Source organism: Paenibacillus sp. FSL R7-0210, from assembly GCF_038009085.1.
Taxonomy (GTDB): Bacteria; Bacillota; Bacilli; order Paenibacillales; family Paenibacillaceae; genus Paenibacillus_AQ; species Paenibacillus_AQ silagei.
Genome location: NZ_JBBPAR010000001.1, coordinates 937,145 through 954,562, shown reverse-complemented (window position 1 = coordinate 954,562; position 17,418 = coordinate 937,145). Strand labels below are relative to the sequence as shown.

Annotated in this window: 12 protein-coding genes; 8 read left to right on the top strand and 4 right to left on the bottom strand. The window is 52.4% G+C overall.

Going from position 1 to position 17,418, the window contains the following annotated elements; genetic code table 11:
- Window positions 1–67: 67 nt before the first annotated feature.
- Both MKY64_RS04140 and MKY64_RS04135 read left to right on the top strand, forming a co-directional pair.
- Window positions 68–3,190, top strand: a complete 3,123-nt coding sequence (locus MKY64_RS04140) for a hybrid sensor histidine kinase/response regulator (RefSeq protein ID WP_340951071.1) — start codon at window positions 68–70, stop codon at window positions 3,188–3,190.
- Between the two features lie 42 nt (window positions 3,191–3,232).
- Window positions 3,233–4,366 carry a response regulator gene (locus MKY64_RS04135; protein ID WP_339249951.1) on the top strand — a complete coding sequence of 378 codons (1,134 nt, stop codon included), beginning with the start codon at window positions 3,233–3,235 and terminating at the stop codon, window positions 4,364–4,366.
- A gap of 284 nt (window positions 4,367–4,650) precedes the next feature.
- Here MKY64_RS04135 and MKY64_RS04130 read toward each other — a convergent pair whose 3' ends face one another.
- Complete coding sequence (locus MKY64_RS04130; protein WP_339249953.1) at window positions 4,651–5,832, bottom strand: hypothetical protein; 1,182 nt, start codon at window positions 5,830–5,832, stop codon at window positions 4,651–4,653.
- Between the two features lie 558 nt (window positions 5,833–6,390).
- Between MKY64_RS04130 and MKY64_RS04125 the strand changes: the two genes are divergently transcribed.
- The 6 genes from MKY64_RS04125 to MKY64_RS04100 all read left to right on the top strand — a co-directional run bounded on the left by MKY64_RS04125 (window position 6,391) and on the right by MKY64_RS04100 (window position 13,322).
- On the top strand, window positions 6,391–6,918 hold the full coding sequence (locus MKY64_RS04125) for a cupin domain-containing protein (protein WP_340951068.1): 528 nt from the start codon (window positions 6,391–6,393) through the stop codon (window positions 6,916–6,918).
- A 288-nt stretch (window positions 6,919–7,206) separates the two neighbouring features.
- Window positions 7,207–7,962 carry a LytR/AlgR family response regulator transcription factor gene (locus MKY64_RS04120; RefSeq protein ID WP_340951067.1) on the top strand — a complete coding sequence of 252 codons (756 nt, stop codon included), beginning with the start codon at window positions 7,207–7,209 and terminating at the stop codon, window positions 7,960–7,962.
- Complete coding sequence (locus MKY64_RS04115; protein WP_209877434.1) at window positions 7,949–9,250, top strand: ATP-binding protein; 1,302 nt, start codon at window positions 7,949–7,951, stop codon at window positions 9,248–9,250. The genes MKY64_RS04120 and MKY64_RS04115 overlap by 14 nt, the downstream gene beginning before the upstream one ends.
- A 319-nt stretch (window positions 9,251–9,569) precedes the next feature.
- The gene (locus MKY64_RS04110; RefSeq protein ID WP_340951061.1) at window positions 9,570–11,609 is read left to right on the top strand and encodes a serine hydrolase domain-containing protein; all 2,040 of its coding nucleotides are present in this window, start codon (window positions 9,570–9,572) and stop codon (window positions 11,607–11,609) included.
- Window positions 11,610–11,884: 275 nt separating this feature from the next.
- Window positions 11,885–12,478, top strand: a complete 594-nt coding sequence (locus tag MKY64_RS04105; RefSeq protein WP_036724017.1) for a DedA family protein — start codon at window positions 11,885–11,887, stop codon at window positions 12,476–12,478.
- Window positions 12,479–12,509: 31 nt separating this feature from the next.
- Entirely contained in the window at window positions 12,510–13,322 is an 813-nt protein-coding gene (locus MKY64_RS04100; RefSeq protein WP_340951058.1) for an undecaprenyl-diphosphate phosphatase, read from the top strand.
- Window positions 13,323–13,340: 18 nt separating this feature from the next.
- Here MKY64_RS04100 and MKY64_RS04095 read toward each other — a convergent pair whose 3' ends face one another.
- The 3 genes from MKY64_RS04095 to hflK all read right to left on the bottom strand — a co-directional run bounded on the left by MKY64_RS04095 (window position 13,341) and on the right by hflK (window position 17,090).
- Window positions 13,341–14,984, bottom strand: a complete 1,644-nt coding sequence (locus MKY64_RS04095; RefSeq protein WP_036724020.1) for a glycosyltransferase family 2 protein — start codon at window positions 14,982–14,984, stop codon at window positions 13,341–13,343.
- Window positions 14,985–15,180: 196 nt separating this feature from the next.
- On the bottom strand, window positions 15,181–16,050 hold the full coding sequence (hflC, locus tag MKY64_RS04090; protein WP_036699631.1) for a protease modulator HflC: 870 nt from the start codon (window positions 16,048–16,050) through the stop codon (window positions 15,181–15,183).
- Window positions 16,047–17,090 (bottom strand): FtsH protease activity modulator HflK, encoded by a 1,044-nt coding sequence (hflK, locus tag MKY64_RS04085; protein WP_340958010.1) that lies wholly within the window; start codon window positions 17,088–17,090, stop codon window positions 16,047–16,049. Before hflK ends, hflC begins: the two co-directional genes overlap by 4 nt.
- Window positions 17,091–17,418 lie beyond the last annotated feature (328 nt).

The window sequence follows — 17,418 nt, the reverse complement described above, 5'->3', positions numbered from 1 at the left end:
CGAATCGTCACAGAATTTATTTAATTTTTTTAGAGGTTCTGACTCTGGTTTGTCGAATTCTTACTGAATGATGAATAAAAATTCCAAATATTACATGAAGCATCTGACATTAATCGTGATATATATGACTCTGCTATTGGGTATGCAACGGGCATGGCAGCAGATCTTTGCGTTGCCGGAGCAGCCCGGCGCGGCGGCGGGCGTACTTGATTTACGGGGCTGGACCTTCAAGCATGCCCATTCGCTTGCCCTTGACGGGACATGGGACTTCTATCCTAACCGTCTGGTAAGCGAAAGTGATATCCGCTCCGGCACTGCCGGAGATGCTGTCCCTGTTCAGGTACCCGGCAACTGGAAGGGGGCCATGTCCGGTTCCTCCCTGGGCTATGGTACCTATGCCCTGCATATTCTGGTCGATCAGCCGCTGGATGAGCCCTACAGCTTCTGGGTCCAGCAGATCCAGGCTTCTTCCCGGATCGAGATTAACGGCCGCCCCCTTCAGGCTATGGGTCAACCCGCAGCGCGCAAGGAGCTGTACTATCCCATGGCCGTTCCCTATGCCGTTCACTACCTCCCCCCGGAAGGGACGAAGGACATGCTTGTCCTGATCCAGACTGCCAATTATGAGCATGGGGAGAAGGCAGGCATTTCCTATTCCATCCGTTTCGGCGCCCAGTCTATGGTTCAGAAGGAGCGCTGGTACTCTACCTCTTTTCAGTTAGCTACGATCATCATCCTTCTTCTGCACGCGCTGTATGTCTGTATTCTGTACCTGCTTGACAAAGAACACCCGTCTCTGCTCTTATTTGCGCTTATGCTGATCATCATAGCCGTCTCCATCGCAGCGGATAATGACGTCCTGCTGTTCCTTGTGCTGCCGCTGAACTATACTTGGGGAATCAAGGTCAAGCTGCTGTCTTATGTATGGATGGTCTTTTTCATGCTGCTGCTTACCTACAAATTCTACAGTGCCCAGGCAGTCAGCCGGGCCTTCAAGGTGTACAGCTTGCTTCTTCTGCTCTATACACTTTGCCTTTGCTTCCTTCCGATTCATATCGTTCTGTCCAATGCCACTATTTATTTCAGCCTCCTGTATATGATCCCCCCCTGCTGGATGTTTGTGCTATTCGGAATTATGGTCTATAAGCAAAAAAAAGACGTCGGGTTCCTTACCTTCATCGGCTCTTCGATTGTATCCGGGGTGATCTGGGGAACCACGGTGAATAGTTACCGGAAGAATCTGCCGTTCTACTCCATAGATATTCTGGCTGCTATCGCTGGATTCTCTGCCTATGCCCTGAAACAGTATATCCGGCGGTCCAATGAGAACAGGCAGCTCTATGAACAGCTGCTGCAAGCGGACAAGCAGAAGGACCGGTTCCTGATGAATACCTCGCATGAGCTGAGGACACCGCTGCACGGCATGATGAGCATTGCCCAGTCGGAATACGACAAGAAGCGGGCAGCCTCCCCGGATGAAGAAGCCGGAGACCTGGAGCTACTGGTACGCATCGGGCGGCAAATGTCCCAGCTGTTGGATGATCTGCTCGATCTCACCCTGTTGCGGGAGAACCGGATGGTCCTTCATCCTGCCCCGCTGTCCGTCCATACCATCGCAGCCGGGGCTGCGGATATGCTCCGTTACTTAACGGACGGCAAGAACCTGACGCTTCATGTAAGCGTATCCGCATCGCTGCCGCGTGTATGGGCCGATGAGAAGCGGCTGATCCAGATTCTCTTCAACCTGATACATAATGCCGTGAAATGGACCGAGCAGGGAAGTATCCTTGTGACTGCCGAAGAAGCGGACGGGAAGCTGCTGATCAGCGTGGCTGACACAGGTGCGGGGATGGAGGAAGAAGCGCTCGCGCGTATCTTCCTTCCTTATGAACAGGCAGGCGGACAGGACCGTGGTGGCCTGGGTCTGGGCCTCGGCATTACCCGGCAGCTGGTGGAGCTGCACGGGGGAAGGCTGACCGTGGAGTCCAGGCTTGGGGAAGGCTCGGTCTTCCGCTTCACCCTGCAGCTGGCTGACGAAGCCTTTTTCACGGATGAGCAGTTCGGCAGGATGGAAGCAGTGGAAGCGCCGGGCGCTGCATACACCGGCCGGAGTGTCCATGTGCGCAATAAGGACGAAGAGCCATTCCTTGCGGGAGTGCCTCCGTCCCCCTCCGGCTTGGATACGGAGGGAGCCGAACTGAAGATACTGGCTGTTGACGATGACCCGGTTAATCTCCGGGTGCTCGCGACCATTTTGCATGAGGATATCTATCAGTTGACCTCTGTGTTAAGCGGGGAGGAAGCCCTGATTCGGCTGGAGGAGGAATCATGGGATCTGCTGATTACCGATGTGATGATGCCCGGCATGTCCGGCTATGAGCTTACCCGCCGGGTAAGGGAGCGTTATCCGGTGTCAGAGTTACCGGTGCTGCTGCTGACGGCACGTGCTATGCGTGAGGAGATCTACTACGGATTTCAGCAGGGGGCTAATGATTATGTGACTAAGCCGGTAGACAGCCTGGAATTGAAATACCGGGTTACCGGGCTGGCGCGGCTGAAGCAGACCGTCGCTCACAGCCTGCGGCTGGAGATGGCTTACCTCCAGGCGCAGATCCGCCCTCATTTCCTTTTCAATGCCCTGAACTCCATCGCCACGCTCAGTACCATTGATCTCTGCCAGATGCAGCAGCTGATTGAAGCCTTCTCCTCCTACCTGCGCTCAAGCTTCGACCTGATGAATACCGGTACACTGATTCATTTGAAGCAGGAGCTATCGTTAGTGGAGGCCTATTTATATATCGAGAAGGTGCGGTTCGGCGAACGGCTGGAGGTCAAGTGGGAACGGAATTATACCGGACTGCTGCGGGTTCCCCCGCTGATCTTGCAGCCGCTGGTAGAGAATGCTGTCCGTCACGGGCTGCTCAGTCTTATAGAGGGAGGCCTACTTACTATCCGCATTGAAGAGGAGGAGGAGCATGTCCGGCTTGCGGTGCAAGACAATGGCAGAGGCATGGAGCAGGCGCACATTAACCGCCTGCTGATGAAGCATAAAGACAAGAGCTCCGGTATCGGGATATGGAATACGAACCGGAGGCTGATTGAACGCTATGGGCAAGGCTTGTCCATTCAGAGCCGTCCCGGCTTTGGAACCACCGTCTCCTTTATGATTCCGCTCCGGCGTATCGAGTGAACCATTCTCCATCCGCTATATCCTGTACAAGGAGGTGCTACAATGCTTAGGGTAGTGCTGATCGATGATGAACGACTCGCCCTGATTCAGCTGGAATCGACGCTCAGGGCGCTGGGATCGACCATTGTAACGGCAACCTATACCAACCCCCAGCTGGCTATGAGCGAAGCGGCCGGCTGGGAGGCAGATATTATCTTTCTTGATATTGATATGCCGGGGCTGAACGGCATGGAGGCTGCGAAGCAGCTGGAGGAGAGCTGTCCCGGCTCAGCCATTGTATTCGTCTCCGCCCATAACAGCTTCGCGCTGGAAGCCTTCGAGGTCAGCGCGCAGGATTATCTGCTCAAGCCGGTCTCCAGGGAACGGCTGAGCCGGACCCTCCAGCGAATCAGGAGCCGGAAGATCAACCAGCTTCACACGGACAAGCCGGACTCGCTGCTGATCCGCTGCTTCAATGCCATCCAGTTCGAACGGGGAGGTGTTCCTATCCGGGATTTCCGCTGGCGGACCTCCAAAGCCCAGGAACTGTTCGCCTTCCTGCTGTATCATCATGACCGGATTGTCGTCAAGGACAAGCTGGTCGAGCTGCTCTGGCCCGAGGCATCATTCAAACGTGCCTCCACTCATCTGTATACGGCCATCTACCAGATCAGGCAATCGCTGAAACGGGCCGACATCGGCCTTGTGATCAGCAATGCGAGCGTAGGCGAGGGGTATATGCTGGAGAGCGGCGACGCGCAGATTGATGCGGTGCTGTGGGAGGAAGGTGTCGTCTCCCTGGACCCGGTGGATGATTATAACGCCGCTGAGCATGAGGAGCTACTGAAACTCTATACCGGCGATTACCTGGGGGATTATGATTATCTGTGGGCCGAGAGCGAGCGCCAGCGGCTGCGCAACCTCTCCCTGCAGCACGCCACCGAGCTGGGCGACTATTATACCGCTAAGGATAATATCACCAAGGCCGTCAGCACCTATCAGCGGATTGTCGAGATGCATCCCTACCATGAACCAGGCTATCTGGCGCTCATGGACTTCTACAACCGGCTGGGCGAGCTAAGCTTCGTACAGGAACAGTATGAGAAGCTCCGCAGCTTTCTCTGGCGGGACCTGAAGCTCACTCCGTCCGCCAAGGTCGAGCGCTGGTATGCGAACTGGAAGCGGCTATATACCTGATCCTGAGCCCGGCAATGAATTACAGATTCCATATAAAAACGGTATGCCGCCCCCCGGTCAGGGGTTAGGCATACCGTTTCTTGTTGCACCCGCAGCTTCCATTATAGCGGCAGGACCTGCGCATGCGCGCTGTCCTATCCTTTCAGTGAAAAGAGGCGGGACATGTGAATCCGCTGACATAACCGGTGTACACAGGTTCTCGTGCAGTAGCTACCCATGTCAGGCGGACCCTCACTCTTTCATTGTACCCGTTAGGGAGATCTTAAAACGCCCCTGCGCGAGGTTTAGAAATTCATGTATACCACCTCGTAATCAGAAAAAGGCTCCATCCATTTCACAATCGTCTTCGGCAGCTTGCTGGTGCCGGGAACATTCGTATAGAACCGGACATAGGGGTCAGCGATGTCTTCCAGTTCGTCGCCTTCATCCGAGTCGAGTACGGCTGCCCAGTAATGGCCCTGCTTGTCATACATGATGATGGCTTCCGTAAGGGTGAACAGCCCTCTCACGCCGCCCTGCACCACTCTTGACCCCTTACCATCCAGATCCTTCGGCTCATCCAGCAGTTGCATACTGTACAGGAACAGATCATAATCTTCCCCTACCAGCTTACGGAAGGCTTTGTCCTCCGCTGCCGTCTTGAAGACGCCGGTGTCCTTCAGCGTGTAGACCTTCTCGTTCGGATCTCTTGTATATTCGCCGGTGTAGGTCACATTAGCCCCGGCAGAATACACCGGCGAAGGACTGGTTACGTACAGCTTGCCGTTCAGCAGATAGAAGAAGACCACCGAACCGTCCTCTTCCTTATAGACGGCCATCCGTTTGCGGACCACTGCCGTTTCGTTCTCCAGTTGACCGGAATGGGCACCTTCGTAGGCATCCATAGAGAAAACCAGCTTATCGCTCTTCACATTGCTGAATTCCACATAAGAGCCGTAGAAGGGCGAATTACTTGCCATATACCATTCTCCGCTCCAATCAGCAGCTGCAGGAGCCTTGAGACTGGTTGTGGCTGTGGCCGAGAGCGCCTCTACCGGCAGCTGGCGGGTTCCGTCGGGGCTACTCCATACCCCGGCGAAGCCGGTGCCGGGAATCCACCAGCCCTGGAAATGGCCGGTCTCCTTGCCTTTGGCGTCATACTCATACATATGGGCGATTTTGCCGTTGACATTGCCGGTGAGCCTGATCGTCTGTTTATATTTGTCATAATAATAGCTGCCGGTCAGCTTGCCGCCGCTCTCCACCTTAATGGACATATGAATCGGCAGATTTCCGTTGATCGCGCCGGTCAGCGGCACCAGCCCGTTCGTAGCCGGACTCTGGGCGACTGAAGCGGCAGCGGCAACCGTCCCGGCGGGCGCAGCCTTCGCCTGTGCCGGAGCAGCCTCTGCCCCCGGCAGCAACAGGATGGCAGGCAGCAGCAACGCGGCAACCAGCAGGGTACTTATTTTACGGGTAATTCTCACTATAACCCCTCCCTTTCGCAACCATCTATAACAGCTATGTTACACTGTATGCCATCAATTACCCTTTTACAAGCAGGTAGAAAATAGCCCCGCTATATTAATTGCAATTATAATTTCACCAATCGCAGGCTGAGGATATGCCATACCCAAATTATGGTGCAAGCAGTATAGGTACGCTTAATTGTAATTCATACAACTAAATCGTCTGATATGCCGCCAAATCTCCGTTTAGCTGTATTTCGTACAACTAAAAGGCCTCTATACCTGGATTTTCGCCCTTTCGGGCAAATTTAGTTGTATAGACTACAATTAGAAGAGGGAGGCCTTCCGTTTCACCGTTTTTAGTTGCACAGAATACATTTATCCCTGTTTTTTCGCTACAAATGCAGGTCTACTAGTGCCGCCAAATGTTCAACTAGCTGTATTACGTTACAATTAAACTGCCAGCAATACCTGGGGTTCTCACCTTTTAACGAAATGTATTTTCACGAGATACACTACCAACCTTAGGGTAATTCTATATACATATACCAAAATTCACGTAGGAGATGATCCGCTATGCCAGAACATAACTCTACAGGCCGGGAGCAGGACGAATCTATAATTAAGCTCAGCTTCGAGCCGGATGGACTGCTGCCTAATAATCCTCAGCTTCCTGCTGTGCTGTATAAAGGGGTTCTCCGGGACCACCCGGAAGACACCGAACAGGTCTTCAATAACAACGGCTGGCTGAATAGCTGGGTGAATGGCGTCTTCCCCTACCACCACTATCACAGCAACGCGCATGAGGTGCTGGGGGCGATCTCCGGCAGTGCCAAGCTCCAGCTTGGCGGAGATGCCGGATACACAGCCAACGTGGAAGCCGGTGACGTTGTGGTGCTGCCTGCCGGGACGGCACACAAGAAGCTCACGGCCACGCCGGACTTCCGTATTGCAGGCGCATATCCCGGGGGCATGGACTATAACACCCGCCAGGCGGGCCCGGATGACTTCGCTGCAGCGCTCCCCGAGATCCGCGAAGTCCCGCTGCCGGAGCGTGATCCTGTCTATGGCGAGGCGGGGCCGCTGCTGCGGCGGTGGAAGTAGCAGTAGTTCCTAGTGGGCTAGTGGGCCTTTCTCTTAAACAGCGGAGCGGGCGGAATGACCCGCGTAAAAGCGTAACGTTCACAGTGATTGGAACAACGTTCCATTTGCGTAGCGTCCATCCAAGCAAACACGTTCATCCTTCTCCAAACCAAGGATTCGATTTTGCAGTCCAGGGATTAACTAATGCGTTTGGCCCCCTGATCTGCTCATTCCCCTGGACAATACTATATAATGTTGTGTACAAATATCTGCTTAGGCATTGAGCCGGAAGTGAAAGGGGGCCTTTGGATGTATCGGGTAGCGATATGTGAGGATGAAGAACAGCAGCGGGAGCGGGTGAAGAGGATTCTGGTCGGGTTATCCGTCAAGACGGATACCGAATTTGAAATCGAGCTGTTTTCTTCGGGAGAAGACCTAATCTCCCACTATGAACGGGGCGGAGCCCCCTTCCATATCCTGATTCTGGATGTGGAGATGGGCGGCATGAACGGGATTCAGGCGGCGCGCCGCTTGAGAAGCCAGAAGCATTTTGACGAACAGATCATATTCCTGACCAGCTATCCAGAATATATGGTGGAGAGCTTCGACGTGATTACCTTCCAGTACCTGATCAAGCCGGTCGCCCCGCAGCTCCTGGAGGAGAAGATCCTTAAGCTGTGTGATTACTTCCAGGCCCAGGATAAGAAATTCATGGTCATCAAGTCCGGGTATGAGGAGGTCGTCTTGCGGCATGATGATATTATCGGGATTGAGGCGGCCAAGAGTCTAACGGTCAAGAGCAAACTGCATGTGATTACCACCACAGGAATCTATGAGACTAGAGGAATTATTGCTGAATACGCTTCAGCCTTACGGGACAGCCATTTCCTGCACATCCACCGTTCGATTATTATCAACCTGCTGCATGTCCACAAGTTCGCGGGCGGCTCCGTGCTGATGTCGGGCGGGCAGGAGTTCCCCATCGGCCGGTCCAAAATCAAAGAGGTTAAGGACTTCTACACCAAATTCATGATCATGAAGGGTAGCTCGTATGACTCACTATAATCTGACCCTTATCGTCTGTGTGCTGCTGGTGATGTGTTTTCAGACCCAGTTCTTCTTCGCCTCGGTATTTGACAAAGCTGTCAGGAAGCCCAACCGGATCATATACTTCCTGATCTACGGGGTACTCTGCTTCCTCTACCTGGTCACCCCGCTGTCCCCTCTATTCTCCTCCGGCGTAGCTTTGCTGATGATCTTCAGTATGGCGCAAGCCTATAAGGTGGAGGTGAAGACCCAGGCGATCTTTTCCCTGCTCTACGCTGTGCTGATGACAGTGGTCAGCTTTATCTCGCTGTATATTTTCTCAATGATAGATTCGGTGGACTATACCAGCATGAACTCGGGTGCGGGGATTGACCGGTCGGCCTTCATCAAGGGGCTGATCCTTAGCTGCATTATTATGTTCCCGGTGATTCAGATCATCCGGCTGATCTCCAAGCGGCGAAGCGTCTCCCTGCCCTACCGGTATTATGTGATGTTCCTGCTCGTCCCGCTCATCAGCACCTATCAGATCAATGTCCTCACCGAAGACTCGAAGAAGGATATCTATTATTTCATTGCGATTCTCGGCTTCCTGTTCCTGAATGTGATGATCGTCTATATCTTCGATACCATTACCGACAAGTTCCAGTTCATGCATGAGAACGCCCAGCTCCAGCACCAGATGAACTATCAGGACGCCAACTATGAGAAGACGGTCCACAGCTTCAAGTCGATCAAAAGAATTATCCACGACACCCATCAGCAGTTCCTCTACATTGAAGAGTGTATCCGGCGGGATGATCCGGCGGCGGCTCTCGAACATATCAAGCTTACGCTGAATAAAGTGGAGGATGCCTACCAGCGGGTCAACACCGGCCATCTGGCGGTGGATGCGCTGGTCACGAACACGCTGAATATCGGACAAGCCAACGGCATCCGAATCGATACCCGTCTTAAGCTGCTGCCTGGTGAGCTTCATATCGACCGTTATGACCTGTGCGTCGTGCTGGGCAACATGCTGGACAATGCCATTGAAGCCTCCAAAAAAGTACGGCTCGCCGAGGACCGCTACATTCTGATCCAGATGCACTCCAGCGAATCCGCGCTGTTCATCCGCATCCTGAATCATACCGCCCCGGAGACCACCTCTTTGCAGAGCCGGAAGCCGGACCCGGAATACCATGGCATCGGCCTGACCAATATCTCCAGAATCTGCGAGAAGTACGGCGGCAATATGACGATTGAAGCCGGGCATCGGGAATTCAACAATATGGTGGTCCTCCCCTTCTCACGCGAAGCTTCTATATAAAATGCACTAAACATTAAGTTTCGCCGTCACTGCGGTGAACATTTGGACTTCCGGCCGCTGTTGTATTTTGATTTCCTGATTGGACCGCTCTTAGCGGTAGAAATCCAAATACAAAGGCGGTCGCTACCGCTCCTTCAGTTCCAAATTTCCCCTCCGCTTCTTTCACTTTTTGTTACCGTTTTTTGTGCCTTTTAATCTAAATTTCTACGTTAAGGGATCGTTATTAACGTTTCAGGGTTATTCGGGCCACGCTCCTCTCTTCTGCCTGTATGATAACTTCAGGAAGATTATCTAAGAGACACAAGAGGAGGAGTTCAAGATGAACAAGTTAACTTCAGTCGTACTGACGGCCATGCTGGTGATCCCCGCAGCCCAGGCGTCTGCGCAGGAGAAGGAGAGCCCAGTGCAGGAAACGGCCCGCCTGCTGGGCTCGAAGATCGTATCCGACTACGGGGTAAGCGGCATGCAGTATGCTATCAGGGATCAAGGTAAAATTACGGTGTCCGGCGGCTTCGGTCTGTCCGATAAGGCAGCCGGGACTCCCGTCACGAAGGATACCATGTTCGGCATCGGCTCTGTCAGCAAAATGCATGTCTCCGCAGCCACAATGATGCTTGCCGAAGATAAGGTGATTGACATCGATCAGCCGCTGACTACGTATCTGCCGCAGTTCAAGATGGCCGATGAGCGCTACAAGAAGATCACGCCGCGCATGTTAATGAACCATTCCTCGGGCCTGTACGGCAGCCACTACGGGAACAGCATTCTGATGGACGATAGCGACACTCAGAATCACGATGAACTGCTGACAAGGCTTCAGTCCGAACGGCTGAAATCCGATCCGGGAGCCTATTCCGTATACTGCAATGACGGCTTTCAACTGCTGGAACTGATGATTGAGCAGGTAACCGGCAGCAGCTATACAGAGTTCCTGGACCAGCATATGAGCAGCCCGCTGAAGTTAAGCTCTACCAAAACGCCGCTGGATACCTTTAACCGGCAACAGCTTGCCAAAACCTACTTCCCTGGACTAACGCAGGCATTGCCCAGCGAGAACGCCAATATCCTCGGAGCAGGCGGCCTCTATTCCACAGCCGAAGATCTGACCACATTCGCCGAGATGCTGAACGGCAAGCACCCGGATGTTCTGTCGAAAGCCTCCGCTACAGCGATGCAGCAGCCCGAATACAAGAACGGGCTCTGGGTGCCTGAAGAGAGAAACAGCTTCAATTATGGCCTGGGCTGGGATGCCGTAGATCTGGCACCATTCGGTGATTACGGAATCAAGGCCTTGTCCAAAGGCGGAGATACCATCATGTATCATGCTGACCTGATTACCCTGCCGGAATCCGATATATCTATCGCAGTGCTCTCGTCGGGGGGAAGCTCCATCTATAACACCATTTTTGCCTCCAATGTGCTGCTGGCCTACCTGAAGGACACCGGGAAGATTAATAAGATTCTGCCGGACGCCACCTTCACTCCTCCAGTCAAAGCGGCTATGCCTGCCGAGCTGGAAGCCTATTCGGGATTATACGGGACTGTCGGCGCAACCACTGCCATAGCCATTAAGGACGGAGCGCTCAACCTGCCTGAGCTGGAGGGCGGACTCATTCCAGCGCAGAAGTATATTTATACCGGCAAGGGACACTTCACAAGCCCGGACGGCAGTGCAGCCGTGAGCTTCGATCAGCAGAAGAACGGCAAGACTTATCTGAAGCTGAACACCCATGTGACTATCCCCGGTATCGGTCAAATGCTGATGGTCACTTACGAGTACCAGAAGCTGGACGCTAATCCGCTGAATGCTTCTACGAAGCAGGCCTGGGCGCAGAGAGACGGGAAGCATTATTACGCTGTGGATGAGAAAATCAATTCCTTTTTCTACCTCTCCCCTTCCATCTTGACGAAGACTATTGAGGTTGAACAAGGCTACGCCACCGGGACGCGGATTGTGGACGAGAACACCGCCGTCAATGCGGCTGAAATCCCGGTCATGAACGGCAGAGACGCCTTCGATCTGACCTTCTCCAAGCAGAACGGTGCAGAATATCTAACCATCGACGGCAATGCGTATATCAGCGGCGATGCGGTGAAGCCGATCTACGGAGGCCCGGCTTCAACCAGCACCGTTCCTGCGGGCGGCCAGAGCGTATGGTTCAAGATTGACAAGAAAGCTGCCGGCAAAACCATGACCGTTACAGCTCCCCCAAGCGGCGGATTCGTTGTATATGATGCCGACGGGATGATCGTAAGCCACTCCAGAGTGAGCAAAGACCCTTCAGTCCGGTTGCCGCAGGGCGGAATGGCCGTCTTCGGCGGGCAGGCGGGCGATGTGTTTAAGATTGAGCTGAAATAACGCTTTCATATTTTCATCCAAAATTTCTCCCTTCTCCCAAACTTGCTTAATGGGTTACAGTTGTGTTTTAATGTTATCAAATTGAATAATACTCTTATCCAGAGTTCGGTGGAGGGCTTCGCCCGATGATACCGCTGTGACCGGCATGCCATAAGCAGAACGGGCACAGCACTAGAGGCATCCCGGATGCCTTGCAAAGATGAGAGGGTGCTGACAGTTGATGAGACTGCCCCCTTTAATTAGGGGGCTTTTTGTTTGAGAAGGGAGAGAAATGCATGACAGAATGGATCACGGAATTTATACTCTTTTTCAAAGATTTGTCGTATGCCGGAATAGTCATCGCCTTGTCGTTTGAATTCGTACCTGCCGAAATCGTGCTGCCACTTGCCGGATATTGGGTATATCTGGGGGACATGAAGCTCATTCTTACGATTCTTGCCGGTACTGTTGGAGGCACCTTCGGCCCTCTTACGCTCTATGCCCTTGGTAGGTTTGGCGGCAGACCTGCGATTGCTAAGTACGGGAAGTATTTTTTCATCCGTCCGCATCACCTGGAGGCCTCCGACCGTTTCTTTGATAAATACGGCAGCGGTGTAGCCTTCTACGGGCGCTTCATCCCCGGTGTGAGAACGCTGATCTCCATCCCTTGCGGGATTGCCAAGATGAATGTGTTCAAATTCAGTCTGTACACTTTCCTTGCCATGCTTCCGATCACTTCGATCTATGTCTATCTGGGCTATAAGCTGGGCTCGCAATGGGAGCATGTGGACGAAATCGTCAAGCCTTACATTCTTCCGGCGGCCACCCTGTTCCTGCTCGGCTTCGGGTTGTACGTCTTTTCCAAGCGGCTAAGAAGAAGACAGGCTTAACGAAATTGCAGTTTATATTCAGGAGGAACTCATGGAGAATTGGTTCGATTGGCTAAAATACTTATTGTTAGGGCTCGTACAGGGAGTGACGGAACCGATCCCCGTCTCTTCCAGCGGGCATTTGATCATCGTACAACGTCTGCTCGGCATGGAGCAGAACGGGCTATCCTTTGAAATTTTGACGAACACGGCCTCATTGATTGCCATCTGCTTCATCTTCCGCAAAGACATCCTGGATCTGATTACAGGCTTCTTCCTTTACCTGCAGACGCGCGAACCCAAGTACCGGTCAGAGTTCATGTTCTGCATCTATATTGTAATCGGTACGATTCCTGCTGCCGTGGCCGCCGTGTTCTTCAAGGATACGATCGAACGCGTCTTCACCTCTGTACATACCGTATCCATCAGCCTACTTATTACCGGGGTAGCCCTCTGGCTGATCCGCAACCTGCGCGGCCAGAAAAGAGACGGCAACCTCACCGTAAGAGACGCGATCATCGTCGGGCTGGCTCAGGCGGTGGCGCTGATTCCCGGCATCAGCCGTTCCGGTTCTACTGTGATTGCCTCCATTGCCGTCGGCATGAAGCAGGAGACCGCTTTGAAGTTCTCGTTCATGCTCTACATCCCGATCAGCATCGGGGGACTAATCCTGGGTGCATCCGATATCGTGCATGACCCTAACCGCTCCGCGCTGGCGATGCCCTACCTGATCGCTTTCCTCACCACGCTCGTCGCAACCTACTATGCCATGAGATGGTTCATCGGCATTATGGCGAAGGGGAATCTGATTTACTTTTCGTACTACTGCTTCGTGGTGGGTACGCTACTGCTGATCTTCCTGTAACAGAAACGGATGCCCTTACTATTCACTCCAAGGCAACAGACGGGGATGCTCGTCAAGGATGGATTGATATTGCTCCTTCCAGCCGTACTTGCCATCCGGGTCCAGTTGCATATAACGTATATACTTTTCCAGCCGAAATTCCTGCTTCGACCAACCGAGATGCTTAATCCGCAGGTTGCTCAATTGATGAGGCAATTCCCAAATATTCTCTGGCAACCGCCCGGAGTGTTGCGGTAGATCATTCCAGAGATAGGTAAAGTCTTGGCGGTAGCGGACCAGGAACGGCCGGTATCTCAGGTGGGCCCGCCAGTACTTATCCTCGCGGTAATGGTTGTCATCCCAGAAATCGTAGAGGCGGAAGCAGAATAAGTCGCAGTCTTCCGTTCTCAGCAGGGAGTCCACTTCTTCGGCAAAACCGGATTCAAACATCTCATCCCCGTCCAGATTAAGAATCCATTCCGGTCCGGTCTCAACCACCGCTTCCCACTGCTGCTTGCGCAGCTCGGATTCATTGTTGAAGCGGGAGACCGGATTATGAATCAACTTAAGCGGAATTCCCCCAAGAACCTCCTTAACTAATTCTGCTGTCCCATCTGTGCTGCCATCATCGATAATAACGGCCTCGTCGATATATTTGCGGTGCTCTTCCAGAATCTGCTGCAGGAACCTTGAGGCTTCATTCTTAACGATCATCGTGAGAGTCAGCTTGGGTCGGCGTTGTGCCGCTGCCGGGGTGGTGGCATGCGCCGCATCAGCCGCTTGCAGCTTAATCAGATTAGCTTCTTCGCTCCGCTCCAGCTCTTCATCATTCCGTTTCCCGTCATGCTCGCTTGGCTCCGTCCCAGGAGTTGCTGTTGACTGCCGTACGAACTCCTCCACTTTGTCAAGATCACTGTCTCTATAGAGATGTAGTGCCGGATAGTGGGTATCGACGAAAAGAGGAATATCAAGTGCTGCTGCACGGATACAGAAATGACGATCCTCTCCCCAATAGGAGAGATTTCGGACCTTCTTGTAACTGACACCGGACTTAATGGCCTGTGTGCTGATCAGAGTGCAGGCCCCAAGTCCGCCGACTTCATAGATTCCCGGTTGTCTCATCTTAAGCAGAAAAGCATGCAGGCGGCGCTTGATCTCCTCAGGTGAAAGCTTTTCTCCCGGCAACGCTTCCCATTGGTTGTATTCGTCATGCATCCACACCTGCGGCTGTTCCAGCTTGCCCGGCTGCCACTGGGTCCAGAACACTTCAGCGATAATGTCCTTGCCTGAACTGATCAGCTGTTCCAGCGTACTTGGATGAAGAATAAGATCAGAATCAACCAGAAACAGATAATCATAGCCGAAAGCTTCCGCACGCCGGATCATCTGATTTTTGAACTCGGCCACCTTCCAGACAAGGCTGATACGCCAGGCATGAGCATTGTCATCGCGTATATAGTCATCATGGTAACCAGAGGATTCCAGGAAGACTGTTCTCCCGCTTTGGGCGAACTGCTGCAGAAGTTCACTGGAAGCTGTATCCCCATTATCATCAATCAGATAGTAATGCAGCTCAATATTGTTAAGGTTGAGCCGCTGCAGCGACTTCAGAAAATGCTCCAGAATCTCCGGTTTCTGATGGATCGGGCTGCCAAGCAGCACTCGTTTTATCTTCTGATTCATATGAGCCCACTCCAGAGTAAAGTCATCATTAATACAACACTCCTTAGATTTGAACAAAAGTGATATAGCATAGTATATTAAGAGTAGTATCCAGATAAGCCTATTTTCCTGAAATAACAATCTTAGGACCAGCCGGGTAAATCGACAAACACCCCTTAGAACGAATTTGTTCTAAGGGGTGTTTGCTAGTGGGGATCTATTGTTGTCCCATCAGTATCTTCGCATAAGGCGAATCGATCGGGATCATGATGACCGGCTCATTCTTCAGCGTGGTCACATAACTCTGCAGCGTGCGGTAAAAGCTATAGAACTGGGGAGATTTTCCATAGGCCAAGTTATAGATCTTGGCGGCTTCTCCTTCACCTTCGGCGATGATCTTCTTGGAGTCGGCTTCGGCCTGGGCCATCAGCTCTCTGGAGGCGCGGTCCGCCTTGGAGGTGATCTTCCTGGACTCCTCATCCCCTTCGGACAGATAACGCGCAGCAATGGACTGGCGGTCCGAGATCATCCGGTTGTACACACTCTGCTTGTTCTCTTCCGGCAGGTCGGTACGCTTGATCCGTACGTCAATGACTTCTATGCCGTAGTTATCACGGGTCAACGCAGCTACTACGTCCTTAGTAATCTCATCATTAATATTGCCCCGTCCGGTGTCCTCACTAATAATATTCTCATAATTGACCTCCGACAGCTTGCGGCGTACCGAGTTATATACCGCTTCATCAATACGCTGCACCCCGCCGCTTACCGATTGAACGGTTCTCAGAAACTGTGAGGCGTTGGTAATTCTCCAGACGGTATAATTATCGACCACAATCGGCTTCTGGTCCTTGGTCAGAATGCTGGTCGGCGAGCTCTCGTACGTCATCTGATACTTGGGAAGCTCCGAGACATTCTCGACAAAAGGAAGCTTGAACTTCAGCCCCGGCTCCTCCACCGCACGCATCGCTTCACCGAAACGGAGAACGACCTTATATTCCCCTTCCTTCACAATATACATAGAGCCGGCCAGCAAAATAATCAGGACGATAGATGATATCAATAGGATAATCGGGTTTCTTTTCACTTGGCATCTCCTCCTTGCGGTGCGGCTGAAGGTGCCGGATTCACAGCGGCAGGAGCAGAGGGGCTATCCTTGGTGCTGCGCATCAGCTCATTCAGCGGCAGATAGTTCACAGTGTCACTGTTCGAGTTCGTAATGAATATTTTGGCGTTAGGCAGGATCGTCTCCAGTGTCTCCAGGACCAGCCGGCTCTCGGTGACGCTCTGATTATTGGCATATTCGGCAAAAATCGCATTGAAACGCGCCACATCCCCCTGCGCATTCAGGATACGTGACTTCTTCTCGCCTTCGGCACGCTCCAGCAGGGCCTGTGCTTCACCGCGCGCCTTTGGAATGATATCGTTCTCATACTTCTTGGCGTTGTTGATCTTCGTATTCTTCTCTTCACGGGCGTTCGTCACCTCGCGGAAGGCTTCCTCCACCTGGCCGCTTGGCGGCTCAATATCCTGGAACTTGATATCGATGATCTGAATGCCGGTGTTGTATTTCTTCTGCAGATCCACCAGCAGCACGCGGACCTTATCCTGAATGACCGTCTTCCCGTCGGTAATCGCATAATCCAGCTTCTCGGAACCAATGACCGCACGGATCGAGGAGCTGGCCGAGTTACGCAGGAATTTGTCCGGGTCATCAATGTTATACAGGTAATCACGGATATTGCTGATTTTCCATTGGACTACAGCATCGGCAGAGACAATGTTCTCGTCACCTGTAATCATCATCGCTTCATCATCTACCGGGACAGCCCCGTCAGCCTCCTGGCGGTATCCGATATGAATCCGCTGGGTCAGCTCGGCAGGCACAGTAATGACATCCTGGATGGGATAAGGCCATTTGAAATGGAGTCCGGCCGAGCTCTCATTCGTATACTTGCCGAAGGTCAGAATTGCTGCACGTTCCTGCTCCTGCACCGTATAAAATGAGGTGGCGCCGATATACAGCAATACAGCCGCAGCGGCTACCCCCACCCCTATCTTTTTGTACATGCCCGGCTTCAACTTCGGCAGCTTGAACCCTGGGATATTATCGCCATTCTGGTTCATGAAATTCAAGATGCATCGCTCCTTTTGGCGTATTTTAGTCGTATTAAGGTATATATACGGATTCAAAAGAAAAAAGTCGCAAAAATTACAACTTTAATGAAGGTAGCTGAATATTGCTACGTTTCTCTCGGATTTGGCTGGTTATTTTTCATTGCAACTTCATTGACGAACGCGCCTTCATAGGGCAACCGGGCAATCGTGGAATTGTGTTCGGTTTTTCGCATACATGGAAGTCCAAATGTTCACCGCAGTGACGACGAAGCTTCAAGTTCAATACTTAAGAAGTGGGTTTTACCCAAATGTCAATTCAAACAATGGGGCACGGCAC